Here is a 26,189-nt window from a genome sequence, read left to right on the forward strand (position 1 = left end):
AGCGGCTCAACCCTGCGAGAACCGCGCCGACACCGCGGTCAGCAGCTGGGCGAGGTCGGTTGCTCTGCCGGGCGGATCGGGCAGCCGGACGGGACCTCGTTCCCGGCTGGGCAGCAGGATGGTGGCATGGCCCGGCGTGGTGATTTCGTCTCGGTGGTTGGTGGCCGCCAATTCCAGTTCGACGGCCGGCCGGTCCCCCTCGGCGAGGAACTTGCGCACCACGGTCCCTGAGATGGTGTGCAGGTCGCCGACGTAGTTGAACAGCCGGAATTCGCAGTCCAGTTTCCACAGCCAGGCGTCATCGCCCATCCAATCGGTGCACAGATGGATGAGCCACGTTTCGCGCATCCGGCCATAGTCGAATGTGGTCGGGTTTCCGGCGCCGCGGGCAGCCTCGGGGTCCCAGTGGACGCGTTGCGCAACATCGGGCACGCCTTGCTCATTGGGCGTGTAGAACCGGGGAATTCGCTGCCGGTTGCGCCATGCCAGCCGGAGCGGTCGCACGCCGTACATACCGGTGCCCATGCCGACGTGCCAGCAGACCATGTCGGTGACGGTCAGTGGCCCCTTGGTCAGAGGTCCGACGGCGTCACCCTCCCGGACGTCTTCCCACCATCGCGGCTCGGACCCGCGAGGAGCCTCCCTCGGGTACCGCGCGTCGATCTCGGCGATCTCCTCAGGCGTCCAGGTCTTGAGCTCGACCCCCTGGTATTTCTTGCGACCGCGGGCCTTGCTGCGTTCGGTGCGGATCATGTTGCGGTACTGGCCCCCGAGAATGGTTCCCTCATCGTCGCGGAAGACCTGCGCCGTCCACTCATGGACCGCCCGCTCGGCGAAATCGCTCCTCTTGTCCAGTGCCGCGACCAGCGCGTTACGCCGGAAGACCCGATGTCCTGCTCGCAGCGGAGCCCACCATTCCCGCGACGACGACGCGTAGAAGGCGTGTACGCCCCGCAGCGGGTCGCCCTTGGTGAGCGCGCGGTCCGCCTCGGACAGCTCGGTGACTTCGTCTTCGCCGATCACGGTGTCGCCGCCTATCAGCGGCGGCGGCGCGATCGGTTCTCCCCAAATCGATTTGGTGGCATAGGCGGGATCGCACCACAGTGGATTCCCGTCCCCGTAGCTCTCCGCGGCATTGCGAAAGGCGTCCTCGTTGGGTCGCCGGTAGTGCGGTGGCTGGGGGTTGGGGATGGCAATACCGATGGTGGCCCGCAGCCGGTCCAGCGCCTCATCGGTGATCTGGCCGGTGCCGGTCATCGCGCAACCTCCTCATGGCGCATGCACTTGGTCGAGACCAAAGTGAGAATTAAGATACCCGAAAAACGAGAGCGACGTTAACGTAGGGCGGGTTTGGATGCCGGAAGAACCGATCGGGATCAAGTACGACGTGGGGTCCGACTGCGTGGGCCGCATCGTCATAGACCGCCCTGACGTCGGAAACTCTTTGTCGCCATTGGCTCGAGATGCGCTCGCCGATGTCCTGATCAGTGCACACGCAGACCCCGCAGTTCGAGCGGTGCTGTTGGCGTCAACAGGTTCGCGACACTTCTGCACCGGTGCGGGCTTGGCGTCGGCGCCGGCCGATACGTCCAGGCAGCTTCCCCCCGACCGGCGTCCGGGTGATATCGCGCGACAACTGGCGCAGGGCTGGCAACGGTTGGTGGGGGCTGTACTCGACTGCGACAAACCAGTTGTGGCGGCATTCAACGGAACAGCGTTGGGCGGCGGTGCCAGTCTCGTGCTGGCGTGCGATCTGGTGGTGATGGGGCAGCAGTCGTCATTGGTCGAGGGATTCGTGCATCGCGGCATCGTGCCCGACTCCGGGGCCGTGCACCTGCTGACCAGGATCGTCGGCCTGCGCAAGGCCACCGAACTGGTGATGTTGGGTCAGCCGGTGGACGCCGAGGAGTGTTTGCGGCTGGGCTTGGTGAACCGCGTAGTGCGCGCGGATGAGGTGCACCAGGCTGCGGACGCCCTGGCGGTACAGCTGGCAGCGGGGCCCTCGGTGATGCTTGCGTTGACCAAGCGCCTGCTCGCGGTTTCAGTGGAGTCGCCGCGGGAGCGTGGGTTCGAGCAGGAGGCATGGGCGGCCGAGCTGAACTCCCGCACCGCTGATCTGCAAGAAGGGCTGCAGTCCTTCGCCGAGCGCCGGCCGCCGCGGTTCCGCGGGCGCTGAGCGTGCCTTCAGCCGGCGGTGGGCCCGCCCCGGATGGTGAACGACGAGCTGTCGTCGATCTGGTCGATCGCGGCGGCGACGCCTTCGGCGGTCAGGGCGGGATCCTGGATCCCTTTCGTCACACCGATGAACACCCGAGACACCTTGCCGGCCCCGACCGAATAGATATGGGCCGTGCGCTCACAGCTGCGGTGCGCCAGATACACCACCACCGGAGTGACCAGCTCCGGGTCCATCGCCTTGGCCGCCTCGCCCATGATGTCCTCGGTCATCCGGGTCCGCGCGATGGGCGCGATCGCGTTCACGGTGATGCCGTTGCGTGCCCCCTCGATCGCCAGCACGTGCATCATGCCGACCAGGCCCATTTTGGCGGCCCCATAGTTGGCCTGTCCGAAATTGCCGAAAAGACCGGTGCCCGAAGTGGTATGCACTATCCGGCCGTAGTTCTGCTCCCGCATGACCGGCCACGCTGCGCGGGTCACGTTGAACGCGCCGGTGAGGTGTACGGCGACTACGGCGTCGAACTGGTCGACCGTCATGTTCTTGAACGCGGCGTCGCGCAGAATGCCGGCATTGTTGACCAGAATGTCGACGCGCCCGTAAGCCTCCAGTGCGGCCGCGACGATGGCCTCACCACCCGCCTCGGTGGCCACCGAATCGGCGTTCGCAATGGCTGTTCCCCCCGCCGCGGTGATCTCGTCCACCACGCGCTGGGCCACCGACTCGGAGGCGCCGCTGCCGTCGACTGCGCTGCCGAGATCGTTCACCACGACCCGGGCCCCGCGGCGTGCCAGTTCGATCGCGTGGCAGCGGCCGAGTCCTCCGCCGGCTCCGGTGACGATGGCTACCTGGTTGTCGAATGCAAGTGTCATGGGTGAGAGGTTACATTCGCAGTATCGAGAATTAATGTTTGCATCGGAGGATCTCATGACGTGCCCGACCGGTCTTCTGGGCAATGCGGGCCTGCGCGCCGCAGGACTGCGAGCGCGATATCGGGCCGCCGGGCACTGGACACAGCAGCCACTGGACCTTGTACGCGACACTGCGGCAAGGCATCCCGATCGGATCGCATTGATCGATCGGTGCGAACAGATCAGCTTTGCCGAACTGGACGGCCGCATCGACCGGATATGCCGGGAGCTGACCGGGGCCGGCGCGGTGCCGGGCAGTGCCGTAGTCGTGGTGGCCGGCAACGACGTCGACTCGGTAGCCGCCGTGCACGCGGTGCAGCGTTGTGATGGCGTCGTGCTGCTGGTGCCACGCAGCGCCGGTGCCGCGCAGATCGCTTCGATCATCGACCGCACCGGGGCATCGTTCGGTCTGGCGCCGAATTGGCCGACGGCGGCCGAGGAGCTGGCCACGCGGTGTAGGTGGATCGCGAACCCGAGTGACTTGCCCGGCGCGCCGGTACCGCTTCGGCCGCACCGGCCCGCCGACGAACCGTCGTTTGTGCTGTACACCTCGGGGACCACCGCGGAGCCCAAGGGGGTGGTGCACTCGTTGAGCACCCTGCACAAGGCGTCCGCCAACTACGTCGCAGCCGCCGGGCTGGGGCCGGCGGACCGGATCTTCCTGATCAGCCCGCTGGCGTCTGTCACGGGTGTGGTGCAGGCGCTGTTCGTGGGTCCCATGCTTGCGGCGCCGATCGTACTGGAGGACCGCTGGGATCCCGCAAGGACGTGTGAATTCTTATTGTCCAGCGGGGCGACGTGGTATGGCGGACCGGACCGCCTACTGGACCGGTTGCTCGACGAGGCGGTGGCACGGGAAAGTTCGGTGCCGCTGCGTGCGGTATATCTCGGCGGCACCATGCTCGACCCGCGGATCGTCGAACGTATCGAGGATGAATTCGGCATCGTCGTGATGCGAGCGTATGGATCCTCGGAGGTCCCGGTCAGTACCTCCGGGCAGCGGACGGACGCTCGGCAGGTGCGACATGCCGATGACGGGGTGCCGCTGGCGGATGTCGAGGTGCGACTGGGTTCGAGCGGGGATCCGGCGGAGTGTTGCATCCGCGGTCCGCATACCTTTCTGGGCTATACCGATCCCGCCGCCGACGACACCGCCTTCGAGGGAGAGTGGTTCCGCACCGGCGACGTCGCCGAGGTCGAGGCCGGACGGGTCCGCATCGTGGGGCGGATCAAGGACATCGTGATCCGCAACGGGATGAAGATCCCGGCCGCCGAGGTCGAGCAGGCGGTGGCCGGGATAGCCGGTGTCGGCGAATGCGCGGCGTACTCGGTGCCCGACGCGACCACCGGAGAGCGATTGGCCCTGGCGCTGGTGCTCGACGGCGACACCGAGTTGTCGCTGGCAGAGTTGACCGAGGCGCTGGTGTCGGCCGGACTGCCCAAGTACAAGCTGCCTGAGGAACTGGTGTTCTGGGACCAGCCGCTGCCGGTCAATGCCAACGGCAAGGTGGCGCGCAACAGGCTGCACGAGCATGCAGCCGGTCGGCCACGAGCGGTGGCCGACCGACTGGTCGCAACAGACTGATCGCCACAGGTCAGTCGGTACCGCTGACGTTGACGGTGGCCTCTTTGATCTGAGCCTGCCAGTCCGACGACTGACCACTGTGGTCCCGTTTGGACAGCGCCTGAATCGAGACATCGTGGCCCTCGGCGGCCTTACGCAGACTTCCGACGGTGGCCTGCTCACGGGTGATATGGGTGAACGGGTCCCAGTGATACCAGCGCATAGCGTTCTCGTAGGTCATCTTGTTGATGTCGGCGTCGGGTACGTCGAACTCCTTGAGCACCGCATCGAGTTCCTCGGGGGCATTGGGCCACATGGAGTCCGAGTGCGGGTAGTCGGCCTCCCAACAGATGTTGTCGACGCCGATCTTGTTACGCAGTTCCACCCCGACCGGGTCGGAGATGAAGCAGGTCAGAAAGTGTTCGCGGAAGAACTCTGAGGGCTTCTGCTTACCGAAGTCCTGACCGGTCCACGTCGAGTGCATCTCGTAGGTGCGGTCGACCCGGTCGAGGAAATACGGGATCCACCCGGTGCCGCCCTCGGACAGCGCGATCTTGAGACCCGGGTAGGCCTTGACCGGCTTGGACCACAACAGATCCGCGGCGGCCTGCACGATGTTCATCGGCTGCAGGGTGATCATCACATCCATCGGAGCGTCCGGTGCGGTGATGGCCAGTCGACCCGAGGAGCCGATGTGCACATTAAGCACGGTATCGGTGTCGACCAGGGCATCCCACATGGGTTTCCAGTGCTCCAGGTCATGGAAACTCGGGTATCCCATTGCGGCCGGGTTCTCGGTGAAGGTCATCGAGTGCACGCCGCGGGCAGCGTTGCGGCGAATCTCTTTGGCGCAGGCTTCGGGATCCCAGATCACCGGCAGCGTCATCGGGATGAATCGGGCCGGATAGGCGCCACACCACTCCTCGACGTGCCAGTCGTTGTAGGCCTGGATGAGTGCGAGGGAGAAGTCGTGGTCCTCGGTGGCGAACAGCCGCCCGGCGAAGCCCGGGAAGGAGGGAAAACACATCGATCCCAGGATGCCGCCGGCGTTCATGTCCATGACGCGTTCGTCGACGTTGTAACAGCCGGGCCGGATCTCGTCGAGTGCCTGCGGCTCGAGGCCGTACTCCTCCTTGGGCCGGCCGGCAACGGCGTTGAGGGCCACGTTCGGGATCGTGACGTCGCGGAACTGCCATCGGTCGCTGCCGTCGGTGTCGTGCACCAGTCGCGGAGCCTCGTGCTGGTACTTCTTGGGCAGGTGGTTGGCGAACATGTTGGGCGGTTCGACGATGTGGTCGTCGACGCTGACCAGGATCATGTCGTCTTTGTTCACTTCAGTTCCTCTCCAGTACCGGCGTGAAAATCGGGATGGCGAAACCGTCTTCGCCGTGGCGAAAGCCGAGAACGAGCTCCAGCCCGGCAGCCAGTTCCTCGACGGTGCAGTTCTCGACGTGGGTCATCAGGCGTGGTCCCTCGGCCAGGTCGACCATGGCGACCACATACGGCGTGCGCGCATCGAACGGAGCGGCGTTCTGGTGGACCACGGTCCAGGTGTAGAGCGTTGCGCGACCAGATGCCGGGGTGGGGGCCACGTCTTCGCTCCAGCAGTGAGGGCAGAACGCCCTGTGGTGCAGCGAGTTTCGGCCGCAGTCCTGACATGTGTTGAGCAGCAGTGTGCCGTTCTGGATCGCCGACCACCATGCCTCGCTGTCCACGTCGATGGTGGGCCGGTCGGGGCTCGTCATCACTGCCTCCCCAGGATCATCGTGGCACTGTGACTGAAGAAGCCGCCGGTGGCGTGGACGCAGGCGAGTTCGGCATCCTCGACTTGGCGTTCGCCGCACTCACCGCGAAGCTGCCGCACCGCTTCGACCATGAGAAACATGCCGCGCATCCCCGGATGGCAGGCGGCCAGCCCGCCGCCGTCGGTGTTGGTGGGCAGCGCGCCACCGGGCCGCAATGCCCCCGACCCGATGAATGCGCCGCCCTCGCCCTTGGCGCAGAAGCCGAGGTCTTCGACGGTGAACAGCACAGTGGCGGTGAAGGAGTCGTAGAGCTGGCACACATCGATATCGGCGGGATCCACACCGGCCTGGGCGAAGGCGGCCGGGCCGGACAGCGCGCCGGCCGACGTGGTGAAGTCGTCCCACGCGCTCATGCTGACGTGCGAGGCGGCGTCGGCGGAACCGAGTACCCAGACCGGCTCCTTGGCGCAGTTGCGGGCAACGGCTTCACTGGCCAGCACCACCGCTCCGCCGCCGTCGGTGCGCAGGCAGACGTGTTTGGCGGTGAAGGGATCGGCCAGCATGGGCGCGGCCGCCACGTCGTCTACGGTGATGCGTTCGCGGTCGAAGGCGTTCTCGTTGCCGGCCGCCCACTCGTGTGCGGCGACCGCGACCTCGGCCAACTGCTCCGCGGTGGTGCCGAACTCGATCATGTGCCTGCGGGCGGCCATGGCGTACTTGGCGATCAGCGTGGCGCCGTAGGGAGCCTCGTATTGCATGGCCCCTCCGGCGCCCATCGCGGCCGCCGAGGCGCGTGTCCGCCGTTTGACGTCCGAGCGGGCGGTGGAGCCGTAGGTGAGCAGGATGACGTCGACTTCGCCCGCGGCGATGGCGGCGACCGCATGTCGGGCCATCACCTCCCACGAGGATCCGCCCACATTGGTGGCATCGACCCAGCGCGGCAGCAGGCCGAGGTACTCGCTGACCTCGATCGGTGGCAGCAGCGTCCCGTGGCCGCCGAAGCCCTCGATATCGTCCTTGGACAGGCCGGCGTCGGCGATGGCGCGGCGTGCGGACTGGGCCATCAGCCCCATCGCGGTCATATCGGGCACCCGCCCGCAGTCGGAGAGTCCCGCTCCCACGATGGCAACGCGCTTGGACGGCATAGCACATGGTAACCACACCGGTAACGGCGTTTACCGAACCCCGTCAATAGTGATTCTCATTCCGCTAACGTCAGGACGATGCGGAACAACCTCAGGGCGGAGTTGCGCGGCGACCGGTTGGTGCTGTGCCTGGCCCTGCTGAACTCTCGCACGCCCGAGGTGCCGGCGATCGCTGCCGCCTGCGGTTACGACGCCATCTACGTCGACCTCGAGCACACCTCGACGTCGTTGGAGACCGCAGCGTTGATGTGTGTGGGTGCCGTCGGTGCGGGCATCGCGGGCCTGGTCCGAGTGCCCTCTCAGGACCCCGGGGTCATCGCACGAGTTCTCGATGCGGGGGCGGTGGGAGTTATTGTTCCCCACGTCAACTCGGCGGACGAGGCGGCCGCTGTGGTGGCTGCGGCCAGGTTCCCTCCGATCGGGCGGCGATCGATCTCCGGTCCCAGCGTGGTGAGCGGATATCGCCCCCTCGACCCGTCCGGGCTCACCGCCGAACTGGAGCGACAGACGGTCGTGGCGGTCATGGTCGAAAGCGTGCAAGCCGTAGCGGATTGTGACCTGATTGCCGCGGTCCCGGGTATCGACATGATCCTGCTGGGGCCGAGTGACCTGACCGCCGAGATGGGAATCCACGGCGATTACGAGAATGATGATTTCCATTCTGCGGTACGCTCTGTTGCAGCGGCTTGTCGTAGGCACGGCGTGGCGCTGGGAATCGCCGGTATCAAGTCGGTTGAACTGCTGGAACGGTTTGTGGGCCTGGGCCTGCGCTTCATTTCGGCGGGTACCGATGTCGGGATGATGACCGAGGCGGCCGGCTCCCGCGCGCTGGCGCTCCGTGCTCTGTCGGCGGGTCGCTGACAAGCGCACAGGCCGCGCACGACGACAGGAGCCCCGGATGCCCACCGCGATACACACCGCACAGGTCAGCGACTCGATGGCGTGGACCGGCGCTGACTTCACCAGCAAAGAGGACCTCTGCTTCGACCTGTCCGCCCGCAATGTGGCGGCGCTGGAGTCGATCCTGGTGCGGACAGCGGCAAAGGACCGAGACGACATCACCTTCGACGACGCGCGCCATCCCGACCTCGATGACGACCTCGCCAGGCTGTACCGCGACCTGATGTTCGGCAAGGGCTTGGCGTGCGTCCGCGGATTCCCGGTCGAGCAGCACTCGGTGGAGGACCTCGAGCGGATCTACTGGGCGTTCTGCTGGCATCTGGGATATCCGGTGTCCAACAACTCCTTCGGTGATCGTTTGGTCCGGGTCCAGGAAGAGATCCTGCCCAACGGTGTGCAACCGGCCCGGGGAACCAAGTCCAGCGCGGAGCTGGCGATGCACAACGACGCCGCCGACATTCTGTCGCTGCTGTGTGTGTATCCGGCTCTTTCCGGTGGCGAAAGCCAGTTCGCCAGCGGGCCCGCGGCCCACAATCGAATCCTGGCGGAACGGCCTGACCTGCTGCAGGTTCTTTACCAGGGTTTCCCGCACCATCGTCGCAGCGAGCAGCCCGATGACCAGCCGGATGTCACACCGTACGACGTGCCGGTGTTCTCGCAGATCGACGGCCGGGTCTGCATCAACTTCACGTACAGCAGCATCCTGCCCGCGATGAAGACCCTCGGCCGCGAGTTCACGCCCGAACAGAATGAGGCCATTGAGCTGCTCCGGCGGGTACTCGTCGAGCAACAGGTCGAGTTCCGGCTCGAATCGGGTGAGGCCGCGGTGGCCAATAACTTCGCGATGTGCCACTCACGCTCCGATTTCGTCAGCAGCACCGACCCGAAGAAGGCGCGCTGCTTCCTGCGGGCCTGGATGGAGGTGCCGCGCGAGGACCGCCGCCTGCCGCTCGGCCGCGAGTACTTCCACATGGAGAACAAGGACATGCGCCTCGGGTATGACGTTGTGCCGGGACGGGACGGCTCCATAGCGCGCAACGACTACAAGAATGTTGACGCCGAGCTGGCCGACATGTTCAAGGCCGCCCAGGTGAAGCCCAAGCCAAGCCGGTGAGCAGGACACACCCGCGGCTGGCATACGAGCGGTGGACCGACCCGATCGCCGGCGACGTGCTGGAGACCGCCGACATCGATGTCGTCCGGCTGGATCTGTCGGGGCCGGCCGAACGCAACTGGTCGGTACTGGAGTCGGCGCACGGCTACCAGGTGGCCACCCGTACCGACACCGCGTCAGTGCCCGGCGCCTCGCAGTATCTGGCCGGTGCCGAGCTGATCGCACGGTGCGAGAACCTGCTGGCGGTGTGCTCTGCCGGGGCCGGCTATGACGTGATCGATGTTCAGGCGTGCACGCGTGCCGGTGTGGCGGTGTGCAACAACTCGGGGCCCGGCGCGGAGGCGGTCGCCGAACACGCGCTCGGGTTCATGCTCGATCTGGCAAAGAAGATCACCGTCTCCGACCGCGCACTGCGCGCGGGACCGGTGGAGAACCGGCTGACCCTGCGCGGAACTCAGCTGCTCGGCAAAACTCTGGGGGTCATCGGCCTCGGGGCGATCGGCTCTCGACTGGTGGAACTCTGCGCGCCGTTCGGGATGACCGTGCTCGCCTACGATCCGTATCTGGATGAGGCCAGAGCAGCAGACCTCGGGGTTGTCGGGGTCCAGCTTGCCGAGCTGATGCGATGCTCGGATTTCGTCCAGGTCACCTGTCCGCTGACGGCCGAGACCGAGGGACTCATCGGGCGCGCGGAGTTTGCCGCGATGAAATCGACGGCGTACTTCATCCCCACCGCCCGCGGGCCGGTCCACGACGAGCACGCCCTGCTGGCCGCCCTGCGCAGCGGCGCGATAGCAGGGGCCGGCCTGGACGTGTTCCATACCGAGCCGCCCCGGCCCGATGATCCGCTGCTGCAGATGGGCAATGTGGTGGCGACCCCCCACACCGCCGGTATCACCGCCGAGGCGGCACGCGATATCGCGGTCGCCACCGCGACCCAGTGGAAGGCGATCTTTGCCGGCCAGCTGCCGCCCCGGTTGCTCAATCCCGATGTGTGGCCGCGCTACTGCGAGCGGTTCAACGACGTGTTCGGTTTCCGGCCGCACGCCGAATCCGACCCGGCGGATTTCGATTCAACACGAAGGTGAGGACTGTGGGATACCAGACGATCGAGTTCGAGGTGCGCGGGCACACGGCATGTGTGACCCTCAACCGACCCGAGGTGCTCAACGCCATCAACGACGAGATGATCGCCGAGCTGGCCGAGGTGTACACCGAGGTCGAGACTTCATCGGACATCTGGACCCTGATCATCACCGGCGCGGGCCGGGCGCTGTGTGTGGGCGCCGATGTCAACAAGGCCGCCGACCACGACATGGAGAACGCCGCGGGAATCGACAACCAAGGCGAACCCATTCTGAGCTCGCTGCGGCAGTGGGATGCCCCGCAGGAGGCGACACCGCCCTGGCTGCAGATGACCAAACCGATTATCTGCGCGGTCAACGGAATCGCATGCGGTGCAGGTATGGACCTGGTCACCACGGCGGACATCACCATCGCCGCACAGAGCGCATCCCTGATGGACCCGCATGTGAGTATCGGCGTGGCGTCGGGCCGAGAAGCCGTACGGCTGGCCCGGATCCTGCCGCTTCCGGTGGCGATGCGGCTGGTGCTCATGGGGCGTCATGAGCGCCTCAGCGCCCAACGAGCCTACGATCTGGGCATCTTCACCGAGGTGGTGCCCGACGCCGCGCTGTTGGACCGGTCCTGGGAGATCGCCGAGATTGTCAACGCGAATGCACCTCTGGCCGTGCGCGGATCACGGATGGCGGTGCGCAACGGCCTGACGCTGCCGATTCACGAGGCCGAGTTGCTGGCCGAGAACTACCGCATGAAGGTGGCACTCACCAAGGATGCGATCGAGGGACCGCGAGCATTCTTGGAGAAGCGCACGCCGCAGTGGCAGGCTCGCTAGATCGTCGCGCTTCATCGCGCTTCAAGCCCCGCCCGTTCTGCTACGCCAAGCCGAAGAAGTTCTTCGCGTTGGTGGACAAGACCTTGCGCTTGGTTTCCTCATCGAGACCCTCGGTCGCCTTGTTCGCGACCGCGGTGCTGTGTGGCCAGTTGGTGTCGTTGTGCGGGTAGTCGGTCTCGAACATCAGCTGATCGGGCCCGATGAGGTCGAGGATGCGAAACGCCACCGGATCGCCGAAGGTCGAGAACCACACCCGGCCGGGAATCTGGCTGCTCGGCGGCGCGGTGAGCAACGGATGGATACCGCCCCACCCCCGACGGTCTTCCCACACCTCATCGACACGTTGAAGGTAATAGGGGATCCAGCCGGCCTGCGCCTCGGCGAACGCCAGCCTGAGCTTCGGAAACTGCATCAGCTTCGCCGAGAACAGCCAGTCCACCAGTGCGATCGTGCAGTTGACTGCCATGAGCGCACTGGTGACCACGTGCGGGGCGTCGGGCGAAGACTTGGTCAGTGACGAGCTTGAGCCGATGTGCATCATGATGCCGACGTTGTGGTGTTCGCAGGCGGCGAAGAACGGGTCCCAATAGCCGCTGTGGATAGACGGCAGGTCGAGGCGTGCGGGGAGCTCGGAGAAGCAGACGGCGGGCATGCCTTTGGCCGCAACCCGCTCCACCTCTTTGGCGGCGAGCTCTGCGTCCCACAGTGGGATGATTCCGAGTGGAATCAGCCGACCGTTCGAGCCTGCGCCCCACTCATCGATCTGGAAGTCGTTGTAGGCCTGGACGCAGAGCAGGGACAGGTCTTTGTCCTTGCCGTAGAGAAATCGCTGTCCGCAGAACCGGACGAGCGTGTTGGGGAAACACGCCGAGGCCTCGATCCCGGCGATGTCCATGTCGGCGAGGCGATCCGCGACGCGGTAGCAGCCGGGGCGCATCTCGTCGTAGGTGATCGGGTCGGTGGTGAGTTCGTCGATCTCGTAGCCGGCCGCGGCGCTGATGAGCGGGATCGGGATGAGGGCATCCTCGTAATGCCAGATGTCGGCTTCGCGACCGGCCGCATCGTCGATGAAGGCGACGTCGGAGGTGACACTGGGGTCCATCCGTCCGCGGTGCCTGACGATTCGCGGCCCGATGTCCCGGTAGCGCGAGGGCAGCCTGCTGGTCCACAGGTCGGCCGGCTCAACGAGGTGGTCGTCCGGCGAGACGATCGGAATATCTGCAGAGCTGACTGAACCCAACGCCGTACTCCTTCAGGACGTGCGACAGCAAGTATTTGTTAAAAACGAGAATGATCGTTTCCACGATAGCGTATGGGTGCCGTGTCCGGTGCTGCGATGGAGGGCACGGCGGGCGATAACCAACATACTCGTGTAGGTAGACGGACAATTCTCGCCGTCGATCCCGTATCCTTCGAGGCATCATGAACGCGAAGAAAGGCACCCCCGGCGGCGCACCGGCCGAGTTGGAGATTGTCGAAGCCGAACTGGACAGCCCCGGCACCACCTGGCAGCAGCGAACCATCGACCGGCGACTCAGTGCTGCGCGGGCGCGCGCACTCGCCCGCAGTTCGCGATTCCTGGCCACGGCTCTGGAGCTCATCGAAGAGTCCGGGCGAGCCGACTTCACCATTCAGACCCTGATCGATCGCTCCAGCCTGAGTCTGCGGGCCTTCTACCAGCACTTCGCGGGCAAGGAAGAACTGCTGCTCGCGCTCTACGAAGACGTCACAAGCCAGTTCACCGAAAGTATCCGTCAGGAGGTCGCGGCCGCGGACGGGCCGATGGAGCAACTCGAGGCGTTCTGCCGCGGCTTCCTCTCCCGCGCCGAATCCTCGGAGAAGTCCGGCGGTCGGGTCATGACCATCTACAACCTCAGCCTGGAGATCGAACGGCCCACCGACTTCGCGAAGATCTGGGAACCGCATCAGAAGCTGCTCACCAAAATCGTGACGGCCTGTTCGCGTGCCGGCTTGGTGCGTAAGGATCTGACACCCGCACAGCTGACCACGCTGCTGAACTCGACTCTGACCGCGCTCGCGCAGATCGGTGTGTTTCAGCTCGGCACCAAGGGGGCTGAGCTCACCGAAGACCAGTTGTGGGCCTGGTGTAAGCAGGCGATCTCGCCACCGGTGGACGAGAAGCCGGCGCCGGTCCGGGCTTCGCGCCCGTCGCGCGCGCGCACAGCCCGTAAGTAGCGCAGGCTAACGGGGTAGACCCAAGCCGTGTTGCGCAATGATCGATCGTTGAACTTCGCTGGTGCCGGCGTAGATCGTGGTGCCGAGGGCGAACCGGAGTAGCTGCTCGAACCTGCCCCGCTCGGGGGCGGTCGGGTCCAAATAGGCCCGCGCCCCGTCAGGGCCCACCAGTTCGACGATGTCCTGACTCGCACGCTCGAGGGCTTCGGTGCTGAAGACCTTGGACATCGGGCCCTCGGCGACCGGTTGTCTACCCTGCTCGCTCAGCCATACACACCGTCGCTGCAGCAACGTGGCGACTTCGGTCTCCATTGCGACTCTGGCGATTCGGCGTCGCACATCGGGTTGGCTCATCGGTACCGCGCCACCGTCGGGTGGGGTCGCCTGCGCCCACTGCTCGGCGTGGTGCAGAAGACGGGCGATGTGCGGCCCCCAGCCCGAGGCGTGCTCGTACTCCAGCGAGAGCCGCAGTACCTGCCAGCCGCCGTCGATCTCGCCGATGCGCCACTGGTCGCCGATACGCACATCGCTGTAGAAGGTGACGTTGGTACGTTCCCCGGACAGCGTCCACACCGCCTGCGCCTCGAATCCGGGACTGTCGCTCGGCACCAGGAACATGGTCAGTCCCTTGTGCTTCGGCTTGTCCGGACTGGTCCGGGCAAGCAGGAACACGTAGTCGGCGATATGGCCGTTGGTGGTGAACATCTTCGATCCGTTGATGATCCAGTCATCACCTTCGCGCACAGCGCGGGTGGCCGCCGCTGCGACGTCCGATCCGCATTCGGGTTCGGTGAATCCCAGCGCGATGGTGATATCGCCCCGCATGGCGTCGGCAACGATCCTCTCCCGCATCGCGGGGGTGCCGGCGGTTTGGATGATCGTCGCCACCATGCGGGTTGTCTCGGACAGGTACACCGGTGCGTCGAAGCGCATCATCTGTTCCTTGACGACCTGTTCGGCCCACAGGCCGCGATTCTGGCCGCCCAACTCGACCGGCCAGGCCGGGGCGAAGTAGCCCTTGTCCACCAAGCCCTTGGCGAAGCTCTCATCATGGGAGACCCCGCTGCGGTAGGTCTGCTCCTCGAACTCGGGAGTCAGCACCTCCTGCAGATGTGCTTGCACCTCAGCGCTGAACTCCGCGGTCTCCGGGTCGAGCCGAAAATGCATGCCCTCGCACCAATCTCTCGCTGGAACACCTAGACGATACTGCTAATCTCAAAAGTGAGAGCAATCATATCCGCGGGAACGGGGCACTGACTTGGACCTGAGCCTGTCCGACGAGCAGCGTCAGCTCGTCGACTCTTTCGCCGCCCTGTATGCGCGTGAGTCGACCTCAGAGCGGGTGCGCTCCGCCGAGCCGGTCGGCTTCGACTCCGCCCTGTGGCTGGCGCTGCGGGAAACGGGTGTCGTGGAGATGGCCGTACCTGAGTGCGACGGTGGTTGGGGTGCCTCAGTGCTCGAGCTGGCGTTGTTGGCCGAACAGCACGGCAGGGCAACAGGATCGGCTCCCGTCATCGAGGCGCAGGTTGCTGCCGGGCTGTTGGCGGCATGCGGCGCGCCCGGGGCCGAATTGCTGGCAACGGCGATGTCGGGTCAGCAGCTGATCACCTTCGCGCCGCGCCGGTCCTATGGTTCGGTACTGGGAATGGTACCGGCGGGCGCGGTCGCCGACGTGGTGATCGCACTCGTGGGCGATCGGTTGGTGGCATCGAGCATCGGCGAAAGAACCGTGGTCGACAACCTGGGAACCCTGCCGTTGGCGGACGTGGCGATCGAACCGCACGCCGTCACGCTGGCCAAGGGTGCTGAAGCGATTGCCCTGCACTCGTCTGCGCTGGACCGGTGGCTGACCCTGACGGCAGCTGCGCTGGTCGGCATCGGCGGTCGCGCCGTCGAAGTGGGCGCACAGTACGCCAAGGAGCGCAGAGCCTTTGGTGTGGCGATCGGATCGTTTCAGGCGGTCTCGCACCCACTCGCCGACAGTGCCACGGCCATCGACGGCGCGCGGCTGCTGGCGTTCAAGGCCGCGTGTGCGTTCACCGACGAGACCCCCCGGGCAACTGAGCTGTCCGCCATGGCGTTCGCCTTCGCCGCCGAGTCCGCCCGCGATGCCACCCGGACCAGCCTGCACGTGCACGGGGGATACGGCTTCGGTATGGAAGCCGATGTCCAGTTGTACTACCGGCGGGTCCGCGGCTTGACCCTGGTCTACGGAGATCCGTTGACCGCGCTGGACCGGGTTGCCGACGCGCGCTACGGCGCAACCGGCTGACGGGCTGTCATTCCAGCGCCCGAACCTGATCCTTGACGGCCAGGACGACCGGCGGTGCGCTACGCCAGTCCGGTACCCCCTGCTCGGGGCCGGCCGTGGCGAGCTTGTCTTCGCGGATGCCCGACCAGTGCGAGTGATTCAGCTGGTGCAGAGTGAAACACGCCTGCAGCGAGTTGTAGAAGCCCATGTTGTCCTGGGTCTGGTTGACCGACTCCTTGATGAGCAACGCGGCCATGGTCGGCACTGAGGCAATCCTGCGGGCCAACTCCAGGGTCCGGTCGGCAAGTTCGTCACGGGTGAAGACCTTGCTGACCATGCCCAGTCGGTGTGCCTCGTGGATGTCGATCGCGTCGCCGGTCAGCATGAGTTCCTTGGCCTTGCGAGACCCGAACTCCCATGGGTGACCGAAGTACTCCATGCCGCACATGCCCAGGCGGGTTCCCACCACATCGGCGAATCGCACATCCTCACTGCCGACGATCAGGTCGCACGCCCACATCAGCATCAGACCGGCGGAGAACACATCGCCGTGCACCTGGGCAATGGTGATCTTGCGCAGGTTTCGCCAGCGCAGGGTGTTCTGGAAGAAGTAGTGCCACTCCTGAAGCATGCATTTCTCGGCGCCCTCCCGTGTTCCGCCGTTGATGGCCGCCGTCGGGTGCTGATCGGGGCCTGGCAGGTACTCGCTGATCGCCTGCTTGGACCCGATGTCATGGCCGGAGGAGAACATCTTGCCCTCGCCGGCCAGGATGACCACCCGGACGTTGTCGTCGGCCTCGGCGGCGCCGAACGCCTCGTCGAGTTCCACCAGCATGCCGCGATTCTGCGCGTTGCGCTGATCCGGCCGGTTCAGTGATATCCGGACGATGCTGCCGTCGTCGTAGGTCTGCCATTTCAGGAACTGGTAATCGCCCACCGCTCTCCCTCTTCCCGCTATGGTAATAATGTTATCGCTTGATGAGAAGAGATATTCTCACACGTAACTTAGGAGTCGCCGTGACCCCTCCCGTCCGTGAGATCTGGGATGCCGACAACCATCTGTACGAGCCTGAAGACGCCTACACGCGGCATCTCCCTCGGCAGTATCGCGACGCCATCCAGTGGATACAGGTCGGTGGCCAGACGAAGCTGATGATCAAGGGGCGGCTGACCGACACCATCCCCAATCCGACGTACGAAGTGGTGGCTTCGCCGGGGGCCTGGGCCGACTACTTCCGGGGGATCAATCCCGACGGTAAGTCGTTGCGGGAGTTGGCCAATCCCATCAGCTGCCCGGACGCCTTCCGTCGCGCCGATCAGCGGCTGACTCTGCTCGACGAGCAGGGCGTCCACGCCTGCGTGATGTTTCCCACCACCGGCGGAATGCTCGAAGAACGCATGACCGACGACATCGAGCTGGCGCACGCCGTGGTCCACGCGTACAACGAGTGGCTGTTGGAGGAGTGGAGCTTCGATTACCGCGGACGTATTTTCGCGACACCGGTGATCACCCTGCCCGACGTCGACAAGGCCGTCGCCGAACTCGACTGGTGCGTCGAGCACGGTGCGCGTGCCGTGCTGGTGAACCCGCGGCCGGTGGCGACGCCCTCGGGCCGCACCACCTCGATGGGACAGCCGTACTTCGATCCGTTCTGGGCGCGTCTGAGTCAGCACGGGATACCGGTGCTCATGCATGCCTGCGATTCCGGCTATGACCGCTACAGCCGCGACTGGGAGGGCGCCGGCGCCGAATACCAGCCGTTCAAGCCCGATGCGTTCAAGACGATCGTGTACGAGGACGCCCGCTCGATCCTGGACACCTGCGCCGCGCTGGTCGCGCACGGCGTCTTCACCCGCCACCCCGGGGTGCGGGTCGGTGTCGTGGAGAACGGCGGCAACTGGGTGCCGCGGCTTATCGAGCTCTTCGATCGCGTCTACAAGAAGATGCCGGCCGAATTCGGCGAACATCCGGTCACCGCGTTCAAGCGACACATCTGGGTGAACCCGTTCCACGAGGAGGATATGGCCGGGCTCATCGATCTGATCGGCGCGGATCGAGTGCTGTTCGGCTCGGACTACCCGCATCCGGAGGGGCTGGCACATCCGGCGGAGCTGACACCGGAGATCGCCGCACTGGACGAACCGGTGATCGAACGTATCGTGGGCGCCAACCTGCGTGAGCTGCTGACGGCGGTGCCCGGTGGGCGATAACCCGCGGGTGATCCTCTGGGGACCGGGGCAGGTGGGTATCGGCGCGTTGCGGGCGGTCATTGCGCATCCCGGCCTGGACCTGGTCGGGCTGATCGTGCATTCGGAGTCCAAGGCCGGGCGCGACGCCGGTGAGATCTGCGGCATGCCCGCGACCGGGGTGATCGCCACCCGCGACATCGATGCCGCGCTGGCGATCGATGCCGACGTGGTCGCGTTCTTCGCCTCCGGCGACTACCGCTACCGGGAGGCCGCCGAGGATGTCGCCCGCTGTCTGCGTGCGGGCAAGAACGTGGTGTGCACATCCCTTGTGCCACTGTGCTATCCGCCTGCGGCCGACCGCGAAACCGTCGAGCTCCTCGAGGATGCCTGCCGCGAGGGCGGCACCAGTCTGTTCAACAGCGGCGTCGACCCCGGCTGGGCAAACGATGTCATCGCGCTGACGATGACCGGGTTCAGCAGCAGGGTCGACACCATCACGATGCTGGAGATCCTCGACTACGGCCCGATCGCCCAACCGGAGATCATGTTCGATTTCATGGGTTTCGGTCATACGCCGGATTACCCGGCCCCGCTGTTCGACACGGCGCGGCTGGCCGCGCTGTGGTCGCCGATCGTCCACCTGGTCGCGGACGGTGTCGGTCTGCCGCTTGATCGTGTCGAGACGACGATCGACAAGTGGCTGGCCACCGAGCGCTACCAGGTCGCCTCCGGCTGGGTGGAACCCGGAACCATGGGCGGTATGCGGTTCAAGCTGGCCGGAATGGTGGACGGCGAGGAACGTGTCGTGCTCGAGCACATCACCCGGATGGGCGAGCATGCGGCACCGGACTGGCCGCAGCATCCGTCGCCCCACGGCGGTTACCGGGTGATCGTCGACGGGTTGCCGACCTACACCGTCGACATCGAGATGCACGGCCGCGGGAACAACATGCGCGGGCTCACCTACGCGACGGTGATGCGTGAGCTCAACGCCATCCCGGCGGTCATCGAGGCAGCGCCGGGCCTGCTGTCGACCCTGGACCTGCCGCTGGTCACCGGTCCGGTGCGGGGCGGTACCTGGCAAGGGGTCCTGCCACGGAGGGTGCATGAACCACAAGCCGGTTGAGCCGGTCTCGGACGATCTGTGGACGGTGATGAGCACCGCGACGGCGGTGCGGCGCTACCGCGACGAAGCCGTTCCGGATCAGATGCTGGAGAAGTGTCTGACGGCGGCGTCCTGGGCCCCCTCGGGCGGCAACGGGCAACCCTGGCGGTTCGTGGTGCTCAACTCGCCTGAACTCCGTGCGCTCGTCACCACCGCAGCGCAGCGCACCTGGGAGGTGATGAAGGACTTCTACCGGCTGCCGGACGTCACCGATAGCGCCGACGATCCCAAATCACGCACACTGCGCACCATGGCCGAGCACATGCGCGTCGGTGGCGGCGCACCCGCTCTGGTGTTGTTCTGCGTGCAGCCGCAGCGGGGCACCACGGAGCTGCAGCAGGGGGGCTCGGTGTTCCCCGCCGTCCAGAACTTCCTGCTGGCGGCGCGGTCGCAGGGGCTGGGCGCGGCCATCACACTGTGGCAGGACGCCTGCGACGCCGAGTTACGCCGACTCGTCGGCATCCCGGAAACCTGGAAGGTCGCCACCTTGGTCACCGTGGGCTGGCCACGAGGACACCACCATCGGGTCCGCCGCAAGCCGCTGGCCGATGTCGCGGCCCGGGACCACTGGGACCGGCCCTGGACACCTCAACTCGCCTGACCGGGTTTCGGCCCCGTCATCGCAGAAACAGCGCCGTCGCCTCCACGGTGGCCCACACCAACATGACCAGGCCGGTATCGCGCAACACCGGGATCAGCGCCGCCCCGCGCAGGCCGGAGCGCACCGGCGCAGCCGCCCGCAGGGCCAGCGGCGTGGCCAGCAGGCCGGCCGCGCACCAGGGCGTGGCCCGCATCAGTGCCAGCGTCATCAGACCCGTCAAGGCCAGCAGCAGCGTGTAGAGCACCCGCGTGCGGGCGTCGCCGAGTCGGACCGCCAGCGTCAGCTTTCCGGCGGGCTCGTCGGTGACGATGTCGCGCAGGTTGTTGGCCACCAGCACTGCCGAGGACAGCGCGCCCCCCCCGACCGCCAGCGCGCCGCCGACCCAGTCGATCCGCAGGGCCTGGACATATTGGGTGCCCAGTACCGCGACCAGGCCGAAGAACACGAAGACCGCGATCTCACCGAAGCCGGCGTAGCCGTAGGGTCGCGACCCGCCGGTGTAGAGCCACGCCCCGGCGATGCAGACCGCCCCCACTGCCAGCAGCCAGGGTGCGGTGAGCAGGGCCAGCGCCAAACCGGCCAGCGCTGCAACCGACAGCGCGGCGATCGCTGCGTACAGCACCGCCCGGGGGCTCGCCAGCCCGGCGCCCACCAGACGCACCGGCCCGCTGCGATCGTCGTCGGTGCCCCGGATGCCGTCGGAGTAGTCATTGGCGTAGTTCACCCCGATTATCAGCGCCACCGCGACGGTCAGCGCCAACAAGGCCTTCCACCACACCGCTGCACCCAGCCACGCGGCCGCACCCGTTCCGGCGACCACCGGGGCGATCGCATTGGGCAGGGTGCGGGGACGTGCCCCCTCTATCCATTGTGCGAAGCTGGCCACCGCACGATCCTTGCATGAGCGGCGGAACGTGCTCGGCGGTGACGACCCGATCGGGATGGCCGTCAGCGGCGAGGTACCACCGAGATCAGGAGGAAGCGGCGGACATGCTGGGCGTGATCGGCGGTAGCGGCTTCTACTCGTTCTTCGGTGACGACGCGCGCCGTTTCACCAGCGAGACCCCCTACGGAGCCCCCAGCGCCGAGATCACCATCGGTGCTGTCGGTGGCCACGAGGTCGCCTTTCTGCCGCGGCACGGCGCGGCGCACGAGTATTCGGCCCACACGGTTCCCTATCGGGCCAACATGTGGGCCCTACGGGCCTTGGGAGTGCGGCGGATCCTCGCACCGTGTGCGGTCGGCAGCCTGACTCCGGAACTGCCCCCGGGCTCGGTGGTGGTCCCCGATCAGCTGGTGGACCGCACCCGGGGGCGTGCCGACACCTACTTCGACGACGGCGGCGTACACGTCGAGTTCGCCGACCCGTACTGCCCGGCGCTGCGGGCCGCGGTGACCGGGCTGCCCGACGTCGTCGACGGCGGGACCATGGTGGGGATCCAGGGCCCGCGCTTTTCCACCCGCGCCGAAAGCCAATGGTTCGCCGCGGCCGGATTCCGGCTGGTCAACATGACGGGCTATCCCGAGTCGGTGCTGGCCCGGGAGCTGGAAATGTGTTATGCCGCAGTAGCTTTGGTCACCGACTTGGACGCCGGTGTCGATGTCGGTGCGGGCGTGAAGGCTGTCGACGTGTTCGCCGAGTTCCAGAAGAACATCGAGCCGTTCAAAGAACTGGTTCACCAGGCCATCGAACAGATCGACGCCGAGCGCACCTGCACGCACTGCCTGTCGCACGCCGGTGTTCAGCTGCCATTCGAACTGCCCTGAATCGGCGTAGCGCGCTCAGAGGTGGGCGGCGGCATACTCGGCGCCCTGCTCAGTCATGCCGTTGACGCCGTACGACGCATGTGCGAAGGGCGGGCCGCCGGCTGGGGCTCCGTTACAGATGGTGTCGCCGTCGGCGCACAGTTCCAAGGTCTTGGACGCATACTGTGGACCGATCCGCACTGGTGGCGCGCCGTTGGGTGCAAGGAACTCCGCCGAAGGCTTGCCGAACAACACGACCGCCGCAACGTGGTTGGCCACGGACGGCGGCATCGGCTGGGGGAGGGAGGTGAGGTAGGCGGCGGGGACTTCTCTGGGGAACTCGGCCGACGTGGTGTAACCGGCCAGCGCCGCACCTTGGGAGAAGCCGCCCAGCACGATGCGGGTGTTGGGGCAGTTCGCGGCGGTGTTCTCGATATGGGTGCCGGCGTCTCGGATACCGTCGACCACGGTGCGGGCGAAGTCGAGACCGCCGCCGAAATCATTGCTGGCGGCGTAGTTGACCGGATACACCTCGAAGGAGCGCTCACCCACCTTGGCCCGCAGCGCATCGACGAAGGATTGACCGACGCCGCCGACGCCGGGTGGCTCGCTGGTGCCGCGCGCGAACACCACCTCCACATCGGGGCAGGGTTGCGCCCAGGCGGAGGGGACGCCGGGGGCCACCAGTGCGGCACCGCCCAGCACCATCGCTGCGCCCAGATACCGAGCAATGCGCCGTGTTGTCGTTGCGACAAATGCAGTGATGTCCATCGTGACCTTCATCCGTATCGTTCACCCGCGCTCACGAGCAGAAAGCTTCGGCTACCCGTCGTCGGAGTTCGATAAACGCCGCGGTGCCCCGGTGCTCGTGCCGGCCGCGCGACGGCACTCAGTCGCCGCTCGAGCCGCCCTGCACCACTTCGCCGTCTTCGGCTGCAGCGTCACTGCCCCGATAAATCTTGGGTCCACCCGTGGGTGCGGCGGTGGGGGAGTTCGCGGAACGGAAGATACGCGGCGAGCCTGGTCCGCCGGGCCGCGGACGGTCGTCGGCGGGCACTGTGCCGCGGCCGACGATGATCGCCACCGCCAGGACGCACAGGGCAAGGCCGCACAGCACCACGTCGAAGGTGCTGGTGATCTGCTGCGCGAGTCCGTTGCCGTACACCGGTCCCGCCGCCGCGGCCACGCGCTGGGCCTCGGCGAGCCGTGGCGCCAGACCGACGCCCACCACCACGCGCGCCACCGTGAAGCCGACGAGGACGGCGCTCACCGACCAGACGGCGGCCGCCGGAAGGGATCGATTGCCCAGGTTGAGCCGCAGCCAGATCGCCAGGGCCGCGCTCACCACGTCGAAGGACGCCGTCGCAACGCTGTCGTAGGGCGAACGCGGCAGGTCCAGGCCGACAGCGACGCTCAGATCGACGATGCGCATGAGGGCCGACCCGCAACTCCAGACCGCGATGAGCAGCAGCGTGTTACGCGTCGCCGCCAGCCACGTCGCCGGCGACGCGTCGCGTGCTGCGGCCACCGCGAGCAACGCCCCGGCCGCCACCCACACCAGATAGCCCTCGAAACCGACCCCCGCCGTGGAGGTGTTCTGGGCGATGCCGTGAAAGCCGTCGATGTCGCGGCCCACCGGCAGCACCCACACCAGCAGTACGGCAACCACAGTGGCTGCACCGAGAAGGACAACGCTGAGCTGGGATGCCTTGTCGCGCAGGAGCACCCACCGCGAGGCGAAGATCGCCGTGACCCACGCCGCCGCCCCGTACACCAGCGCGGTGGCGATGATCGCCACCTGCGCTCGGCCGAAGCCGTCGGGGGACTGCGCGTCGGGCAGGGCGTAACTCACGCGCCAGTAGAGGTTGAACAGCGTGCTCAGGGTGGCACCGGCGATCGCTGCGTACCCCAGGACCCGGACGGTGCGCCACCACAAGCGCACCGGTCCGGCAAGCACCGGTTGCGCGGCGAGCAACGCCCCCGCGGTGCCCAGCAGGGCGCCCGGACCCACCCCGCCGGGCGGTCGCGGGCTTCCCCCGTAGCGCACCGTCTGCACCACATCAGCGGCAACGATGCCGAGCACCAACAGCAGATACGGCGTGCTGAGAAGTAGGCGCAGCGTCGCGGTGGCCACCGGATCGGTCGGCTCACGCGTGATCGCCCAGGGCCCGACGTAGGTGGCGGTGATCGCAGCGACTGCGAGCACCGTGGCGACGGCCAGTGCAATCGACAACCCTGCGGGGCTGCCCGGGATTCCGGCGCCCACATAGACGCTCCACGGCAGGGCCGACGCCGCGATCAGCAGTGCCGCGGCCGTTGCATCGCGGCCGATATTCCAGGCCCTGGTCGACTCGGCGATCACCTGCTCACCATAGTCGCGAGCGGCACCTACGCCCCGGACCTGCAAAGATCAGCCCGGTCGGCTATCGGTCAAGCGCGGCTAGACTGGCTAAACGAGTGGCCGCGGAAGGAGACGCGTAATGGACGTCGCGCTCGGGGTGTCGATCACCGGCGCGCTCGCCCGGCTGGCGCTCGTCGAGTCGGACGGCTACGGCGATGCCGTTCTCGACGAGTCGATGCTCGACCTGACGCGCGATCCGGTCGAAACGCTGACCGACACCGTGATCGGTACACACCGCACGCTGGCCCAGGAGGGCCATCGGTTGGCGGCGACGCGGCTGTGCTGGTCGGACTCGGAATTGCTCGCCCAGCTCCACCGCGCCCTGGAAGAGGCGGGGGTCGAGAACGTCACCGAGCTGGCCCAGGCGCGTTCGGCCGTTGCGCTGGCGCGCAACGCCACCGACGAGGACGGTCAGACCACGTGGTTGCCCGCCGGTCCGGCCGGCGACGCGACCATGACCGCACCGGCGGTGACGCAGGCCAGCGCCGTGGCGGCAGCGTCCACGGAGCTGGCACCAGCGGTGGAGGAAAGCCTGCCGGAGCAGCAACTGGCGTATTCGATGACCGACGACGACGGTGAGCTGCTGCCGGTGGAGTACGCCGAGAACGACTATGAGGGCTACGAGGCCGACTACGAGGCCGACTACGGGGGCGCCGACCCCGCTGAAGTCGACGCCCCACCGCCGCCGGTGGGGCGTGCACTTCTGGTGGGCAGCTCGGTCGGGGGAATTCTGGTGGCCGGATGCGCGGCGCTGGCGGTGGCGGTGACCATCGGCATCCGCCCGACCGCCGCGTCAACGCCGTCGCAGCCCGCGGTGGTGCCGCCGCCGCAGTCCCAGCCGGTGCCGGGCAACTTCCTGCCGGTGCTGCCGGTACCCAAGCCGGTGCCCACGTCCGTTCCCCAGGCTCCACCTCTTAACTCGGTTGTGGCGCCGGTGAATACAGCTCCGGACGTCGTTGTTCCGCCGGCGGCGCCGGTACCGCCGGCGGCACCGGCGCCTCCTGCGGTGATCCCGTTCCCGATTCCGGTCCCGATCATCACCGGACCTGTCGGGGGCGGTGGCGGCTGGGTGCCCGGCTCGGGCAACGGTGGGGGAGGCGTCGGGCCTGGTCGTGGCCAGGGCCAAGGCGGTCACTCCGGCGGCGATGCCGGCTCGGGGGACGGTACAGGAGGCAACGGCTCCAGCGGTAACCCGGGCGAATCCGTCAGTGGTGCAGGTGGTTCCGGCGACACCGGTTCGGGTGGTAACACCGGCGGCTCCGGTGGTAACACCGGCGGGTCCGCTGGCAACACCGGAGGGTCCGGCGGAACCTCCGGGGGTTCTGACGGCGGCAGTTCCGGGGGCAGTGGAGCGGGCGGCGACGCGGGCGAATCCGGTGGCGGCAGCGGCGACACGAGCGGCTCCAGCGGTTCGGGTTCGGGGACTTCCGGGTCGAACGGTTCCGGTTCGGGGACGTCCGGCTCCGGCAGTTCGGATTCCGGAACATCCGGGTCGGGCGGCGCAGGCGGCTCCGGCGCTACGTCGGGGGGCACCTCGGGTGGTGAATCAGGTGATTCCGGCGGTACTTCCGCCGGTTCCGGCGGAAGTTCTGGCAGCACCGGCGATTCCGGCGGCGGGGGATCGAGCTCCGCGGGCTCAGGCGGCGACGCCGGGGCATCGTCGGGCGGCAGCTCCAGCGGCGATTCCGGTGGCTCGAGTAGCGGCTCCAGCGGCGATTCCGGTGGCTCGAGCGGCGGCTCCAGCGGCTCGAGCGGTGGCTCGAGTAGTGGGGCGGACTGAACTTCTCGCCTCGGTGACCGCGCCGGCTCGCGGGCTGCGATTCGAGCTCGCGGTCTAGTCCGACGCTTTCCGGACGGCAGAGAACCGGAGCACCAGTGCTTTTCGATCCAGTTTGCCGATTCCGCGCCGGGGCAGCGAGGCGACGAGATGTAGCTCGCGCGGCGCGGCCGTACTGTCCAGAGACGCCGCGACATGGGCGCGCAACTCTTCCAGGGTCGGCGGTGGCGCACCGGGCGCCGTCACGACCGCGGCGACCACACGCTGCCCCAGTCGAGCGTCGTCGATCCCGAACACCGCGCACTCGGCCACCGCGGGATGGGTCGACAACGCCGACTCCACCGGTCCGGGAAGCACCGTCAGCCCGCCGGTGCTGATGCTGTCTCTTATAC

The 26,189-nt window shown here is 67.0% G+C and carries 25 protein-coding genes; 13 read left to right on the forward strand and 12 right to left on the reverse strand.

The window, feature by feature from the left end:
• Positions 1 to 6 precede the first annotated feature (6 nt).
• Positions 7 to 1,257 carry a hotdog family protein gene (locus tag LI92_RS02565; protein WP_046315580.1) on the reverse strand — a complete coding sequence of 417 codons (1,251 nt, stop codon included), beginning with the start codon at positions 1,255 to 1,257 and terminating at the stop codon, positions 7 to 9.
• A 97-nt stretch (positions 1,258 to 1,354) separates the two neighbouring features.
• Between LI92_RS02565 and LI92_RS02570 the strand changes: the two genes are divergently transcribed.
• The gene (locus LI92_RS02570) at positions 1,355 to 2,176 is read left to right on the forward strand and encodes an enoyl-CoA hydratase/isomerase family protein (RefSeq protein WP_046315581.1); all 822 of its coding nucleotides are present in this window, start codon (positions 1,355 to 1,357) and stop codon (positions 2,174 to 2,176) included.
• 8 nt (positions 2,177 to 2,184) lie between these two features.
• Here LI92_RS02570 and LI92_RS02575 read toward each other — a convergent pair whose 3' ends face one another.
• The gene (locus LI92_RS02575) at positions 2,185 to 3,048 is read right to left on the reverse strand and encodes an SDR family NAD(P)-dependent oxidoreductase (RefSeq protein WP_046315583.1); all 864 of its coding nucleotides are present in this window, start codon (positions 3,046 to 3,048) and stop codon (positions 2,185 to 2,187) included.
• 55 nt (positions 3,049 to 3,103) lie between these two features.
• Here LI92_RS02575 and LI92_RS02580 point away from each other — a divergent pair, with 55 nt between their 5' ends.
• A complete protein-coding gene (locus LI92_RS02580; RefSeq protein ID WP_046315585.1) occupies positions 3,104 to 4,672 on the forward strand; it encodes a class I adenylate-forming enzyme family protein in 1,569 nt (522 codons plus the stop codon).
• A gap of 10 nt (positions 4,673 to 4,682) precedes the next feature.
• Here LI92_RS02580 and LI92_RS02585 read toward each other — a convergent pair whose 3' ends face one another.
• From LI92_RS02585 to LI92_RS02595, 3 genes are read right to left on the reverse strand one after another with little or no spacing between them, the layout of a single operon-like run.
• Entirely contained in the window at positions 4,683 to 5,984 is a 1,302-nt protein-coding gene (locus LI92_RS02585) for an amidohydrolase family protein (protein WP_046315587.1), read from the reverse strand.
• Between the two features lies 1 nt (position 5,985).
• On the reverse strand, positions 5,986 to 6,396 hold the full coding sequence (locus tag LI92_RS02590; RefSeq protein WP_046315589.1) for a Zn-ribbon domain-containing OB-fold protein: 411 nt from the start codon (positions 6,394 to 6,396) through the stop codon (positions 5,986 to 5,988).
• On the reverse strand, positions 6,396 to 7,541 hold the full coding sequence (locus LI92_RS02595; protein WP_046315591.1) for an acetyl-CoA acetyltransferase: 1,146 nt from the start codon (positions 7,539 to 7,541) through the stop codon (positions 6,396 to 6,398). The genes LI92_RS02590 and LI92_RS02595 overlap by 1 nt, the downstream gene beginning before the upstream one ends.
• Positions 7,542 to 7,619: 78 nt before the next feature.
• Here LI92_RS02595 and LI92_RS02600 point away from each other — a divergent pair, with 78 nt between their 5' ends.
• Genes LI92_RS02600 through LI92_RS02615 form a run of 4 tightly spaced genes read left to right on the forward strand, consistent with a single transcriptional unit; the run spans position 7,620 to position 11,470 of the window.
• On the forward strand, positions 7,620 to 8,402 hold the full coding sequence (locus tag LI92_RS02600; protein WP_046315593.1) for an HpcH/HpaI aldolase family protein: 783 nt from the start codon (positions 7,620 to 7,622) through the stop codon (positions 8,400 to 8,402).
• Between the two features lie 37 nt (positions 8,403 to 8,439).
• A complete protein-coding gene (locus LI92_RS02605) occupies positions 8,440 to 9,555 on the forward strand; it encodes a TauD/TfdA family dioxygenase (protein ID WP_046315595.1) in 1,116 nt (371 codons plus the stop codon).
• Positions 9,552 to 10,643 carry a hydroxyacid dehydrogenase gene (locus LI92_RS02610; RefSeq protein ID WP_046315597.1) on the forward strand — a complete coding sequence of 364 codons (1,092 nt, stop codon included), beginning with the start codon at positions 9,552 to 9,554 and terminating at the stop codon, positions 10,641 to 10,643. The genes LI92_RS02605 and LI92_RS02610 overlap by 4 nt, the downstream gene beginning before the upstream one ends.
• Positions 10,640 to 11,470 (forward strand): enoyl-CoA hydratase/isomerase family protein, encoded by an 831-nt coding sequence (locus LI92_RS02615; protein WP_082109505.1) that lies wholly within the window; start codon positions 10,640 to 10,642, stop codon positions 11,468 to 11,470. The genes LI92_RS02610 and LI92_RS02615 overlap by 4 nt, the downstream gene beginning before the upstream one ends.
• Positions 11,471 to 11,510: 40 nt before the next feature.
• Here LI92_RS02615 and LI92_RS02620 read toward each other — a convergent pair whose 3' ends face one another.
• Positions 11,511 to 12,710 carry an amidohydrolase family protein gene (locus LI92_RS02620; RefSeq protein WP_046315601.1) on the reverse strand — a complete coding sequence of 400 codons (1,200 nt, stop codon included), beginning with the start codon at positions 12,708 to 12,710 and terminating at the stop codon, positions 11,511 to 11,513.
• 182 nt (positions 12,711 to 12,892) lie between these two features.
• On the opposite strand from LI92_RS02620, the gene LI92_RS02625 reads away from it, so the two are divergent.
• Complete coding sequence (locus LI92_RS02625; RefSeq protein WP_046315602.1) at positions 12,893 to 13,666, forward strand: TetR/AcrR family transcriptional regulator; 774 nt, start codon at positions 12,893 to 12,895, stop codon at positions 13,664 to 13,666.
• 6 nt (positions 13,667 to 13,672) lie between these two features.
• Here LI92_RS02625 and LI92_RS02630 read toward each other — a convergent pair whose 3' ends face one another.
• Positions 13,673 to 14,833, reverse strand: a complete 1,161-nt coding sequence (locus tag LI92_RS02630; protein ID WP_046315604.1) for an acyl-CoA dehydrogenase family protein — start codon at positions 14,831 to 14,833, stop codon at positions 13,673 to 13,675.
• 91 nt (positions 14,834 to 14,924) lie between these two features.
• Between LI92_RS02630 and LI92_RS02635 the strand changes: the two genes are divergently transcribed.
• Positions 14,925 to 15,938 carry an acyl-CoA dehydrogenase family protein gene (locus LI92_RS02635; protein WP_046315606.1) on the forward strand — a complete coding sequence of 338 codons (1,014 nt, stop codon included), beginning with the start codon at positions 14,925 to 14,927 and terminating at the stop codon, positions 15,936 to 15,938.
• Positions 15,939 to 15,945: 7 nt separating this feature from the next.
• On the opposite strand, the gene LI92_RS02640 is transcribed toward LI92_RS02635, so the two are convergent.
• Positions 15,946 to 16,854: an enoyl-CoA hydratase gene (locus tag LI92_RS02640; RefSeq protein WP_046315608.1), complete on the reverse strand. Its 909-nt coding sequence runs from the start codon at positions 16,852 to 16,854 to the stop codon at positions 15,946 to 15,948.
• A 41-nt stretch (positions 16,855 to 16,895) separates the two neighbouring features.
• Here LI92_RS02640 and LI92_RS02645 point away from each other — a divergent pair, with 41 nt between their 5' ends.
• From LI92_RS02645 to LI92_RS02655, 3 genes are read left to right on the forward strand one after another with little or no spacing between them, the layout of a single operon-like run.
• Positions 16,896 to 18,128, forward strand: a complete 1,233-nt coding sequence (locus tag LI92_RS02645) for an amidohydrolase family protein (protein WP_046315610.1) — start codon at positions 16,896 to 16,898, stop codon at positions 18,126 to 18,128.
• A gap of 7 nt (positions 18,129 to 18,135) precedes the next feature.
• Positions 18,136 to 19,233, forward strand: coding sequence for an NAD(P)H-dependent amine dehydrogenase family protein (locus LI92_RS02650; RefSeq protein WP_046315622.1), 1,098 nt, complete (start codon positions 18,136 to 18,138; stop codon positions 19,231 to 19,233).
• The gene (locus LI92_RS02655) at positions 19,214 to 19,873 is read left to right on the forward strand and encodes a nitroreductase family protein (RefSeq protein WP_286134812.1); all 660 of its coding nucleotides are present in this window, start codon (positions 19,214 to 19,216) and stop codon (positions 19,871 to 19,873) included. The genes LI92_RS02650 and LI92_RS02655 overlap by 20 nt, the downstream gene beginning before the upstream one ends.
• Before the next feature lie 16 nt (positions 19,874 to 19,889).
• On the opposite strand, the gene LI92_RS02660 is transcribed toward LI92_RS02655, so the two are convergent.
• The gene (locus LI92_RS02660; protein ID WP_046315612.1) at positions 19,890 to 20,759 is read right to left on the reverse strand and encodes a 1,4-dihydroxy-2-naphthoate polyprenyltransferase; all 870 of its coding nucleotides are present in this window, start codon (positions 20,757 to 20,759) and stop codon (positions 19,890 to 19,892) included.
• Between the two features lie 104 nt (positions 20,760 to 20,863).
• On the opposite strand from LI92_RS02660, the gene LI92_RS02665 reads away from it, so the two are divergent.
• Positions 20,864 to 21,640, forward strand: a complete 777-nt coding sequence (locus tag LI92_RS02665; RefSeq protein ID WP_046315614.1) for an S-methyl-5'-thioadenosine phosphorylase — start codon at positions 20,864 to 20,866, stop codon at positions 21,638 to 21,640.
• Positions 21,641 to 21,655: 15 nt separating this feature from the next.
• Here LI92_RS02665 and LI92_RS02670 read toward each other — a convergent pair whose 3' ends face one another.
• Positions 21,656 to 22,390 (reverse strand): cutinase family protein, encoded by a 735-nt coding sequence (locus LI92_RS02670; RefSeq protein WP_082109508.1) that lies wholly within the window; start codon positions 22,388 to 22,390, stop codon positions 21,656 to 21,658.
• 118 nt (positions 22,391 to 22,508) lie between these two features.
• Positions 22,509 to 23,981, reverse strand: a complete 1,473-nt coding sequence (locus LI92_RS02675; protein WP_046315625.1) for a DUF7937 domain-containing protein — start codon at positions 23,979 to 23,981, stop codon at positions 22,509 to 22,511.
• 118 nt (positions 23,982 to 24,099) lie between these two features.
• Here LI92_RS02675 and LI92_RS21780 point away from each other — a divergent pair, with 118 nt between their 5' ends.
• Positions 24,100 to 25,800: a DUF7159 family protein gene (locus tag LI92_RS21780; RefSeq protein ID WP_052740678.1), complete on the forward strand. Its 1,701-nt coding sequence runs from the start codon at positions 24,100 to 24,102 to the stop codon at positions 25,798 to 25,800.
• Positions 25,801 to 25,854: 54 nt separating this feature from the next.
• Here LI92_RS21780 and LI92_RS02685 read toward each other — a convergent pair.
• The coding region (locus tag LI92_RS02685) for an AMP-binding enzyme (RefSeq protein ID WP_502691386.1) at positions 25,855 to 26,189 on the reverse strand (335 nt) is incomplete at its 5' end.

Source organism: Mycobacterium sp. UM_Kg1, from assembly GCF_000972925.1.
Classification (GTDB): Bacteria; Actinomycetota; Actinomycetes; order Mycobacteriales; family Mycobacteriaceae; genus Mycobacterium; species Mycobacterium hiberniae.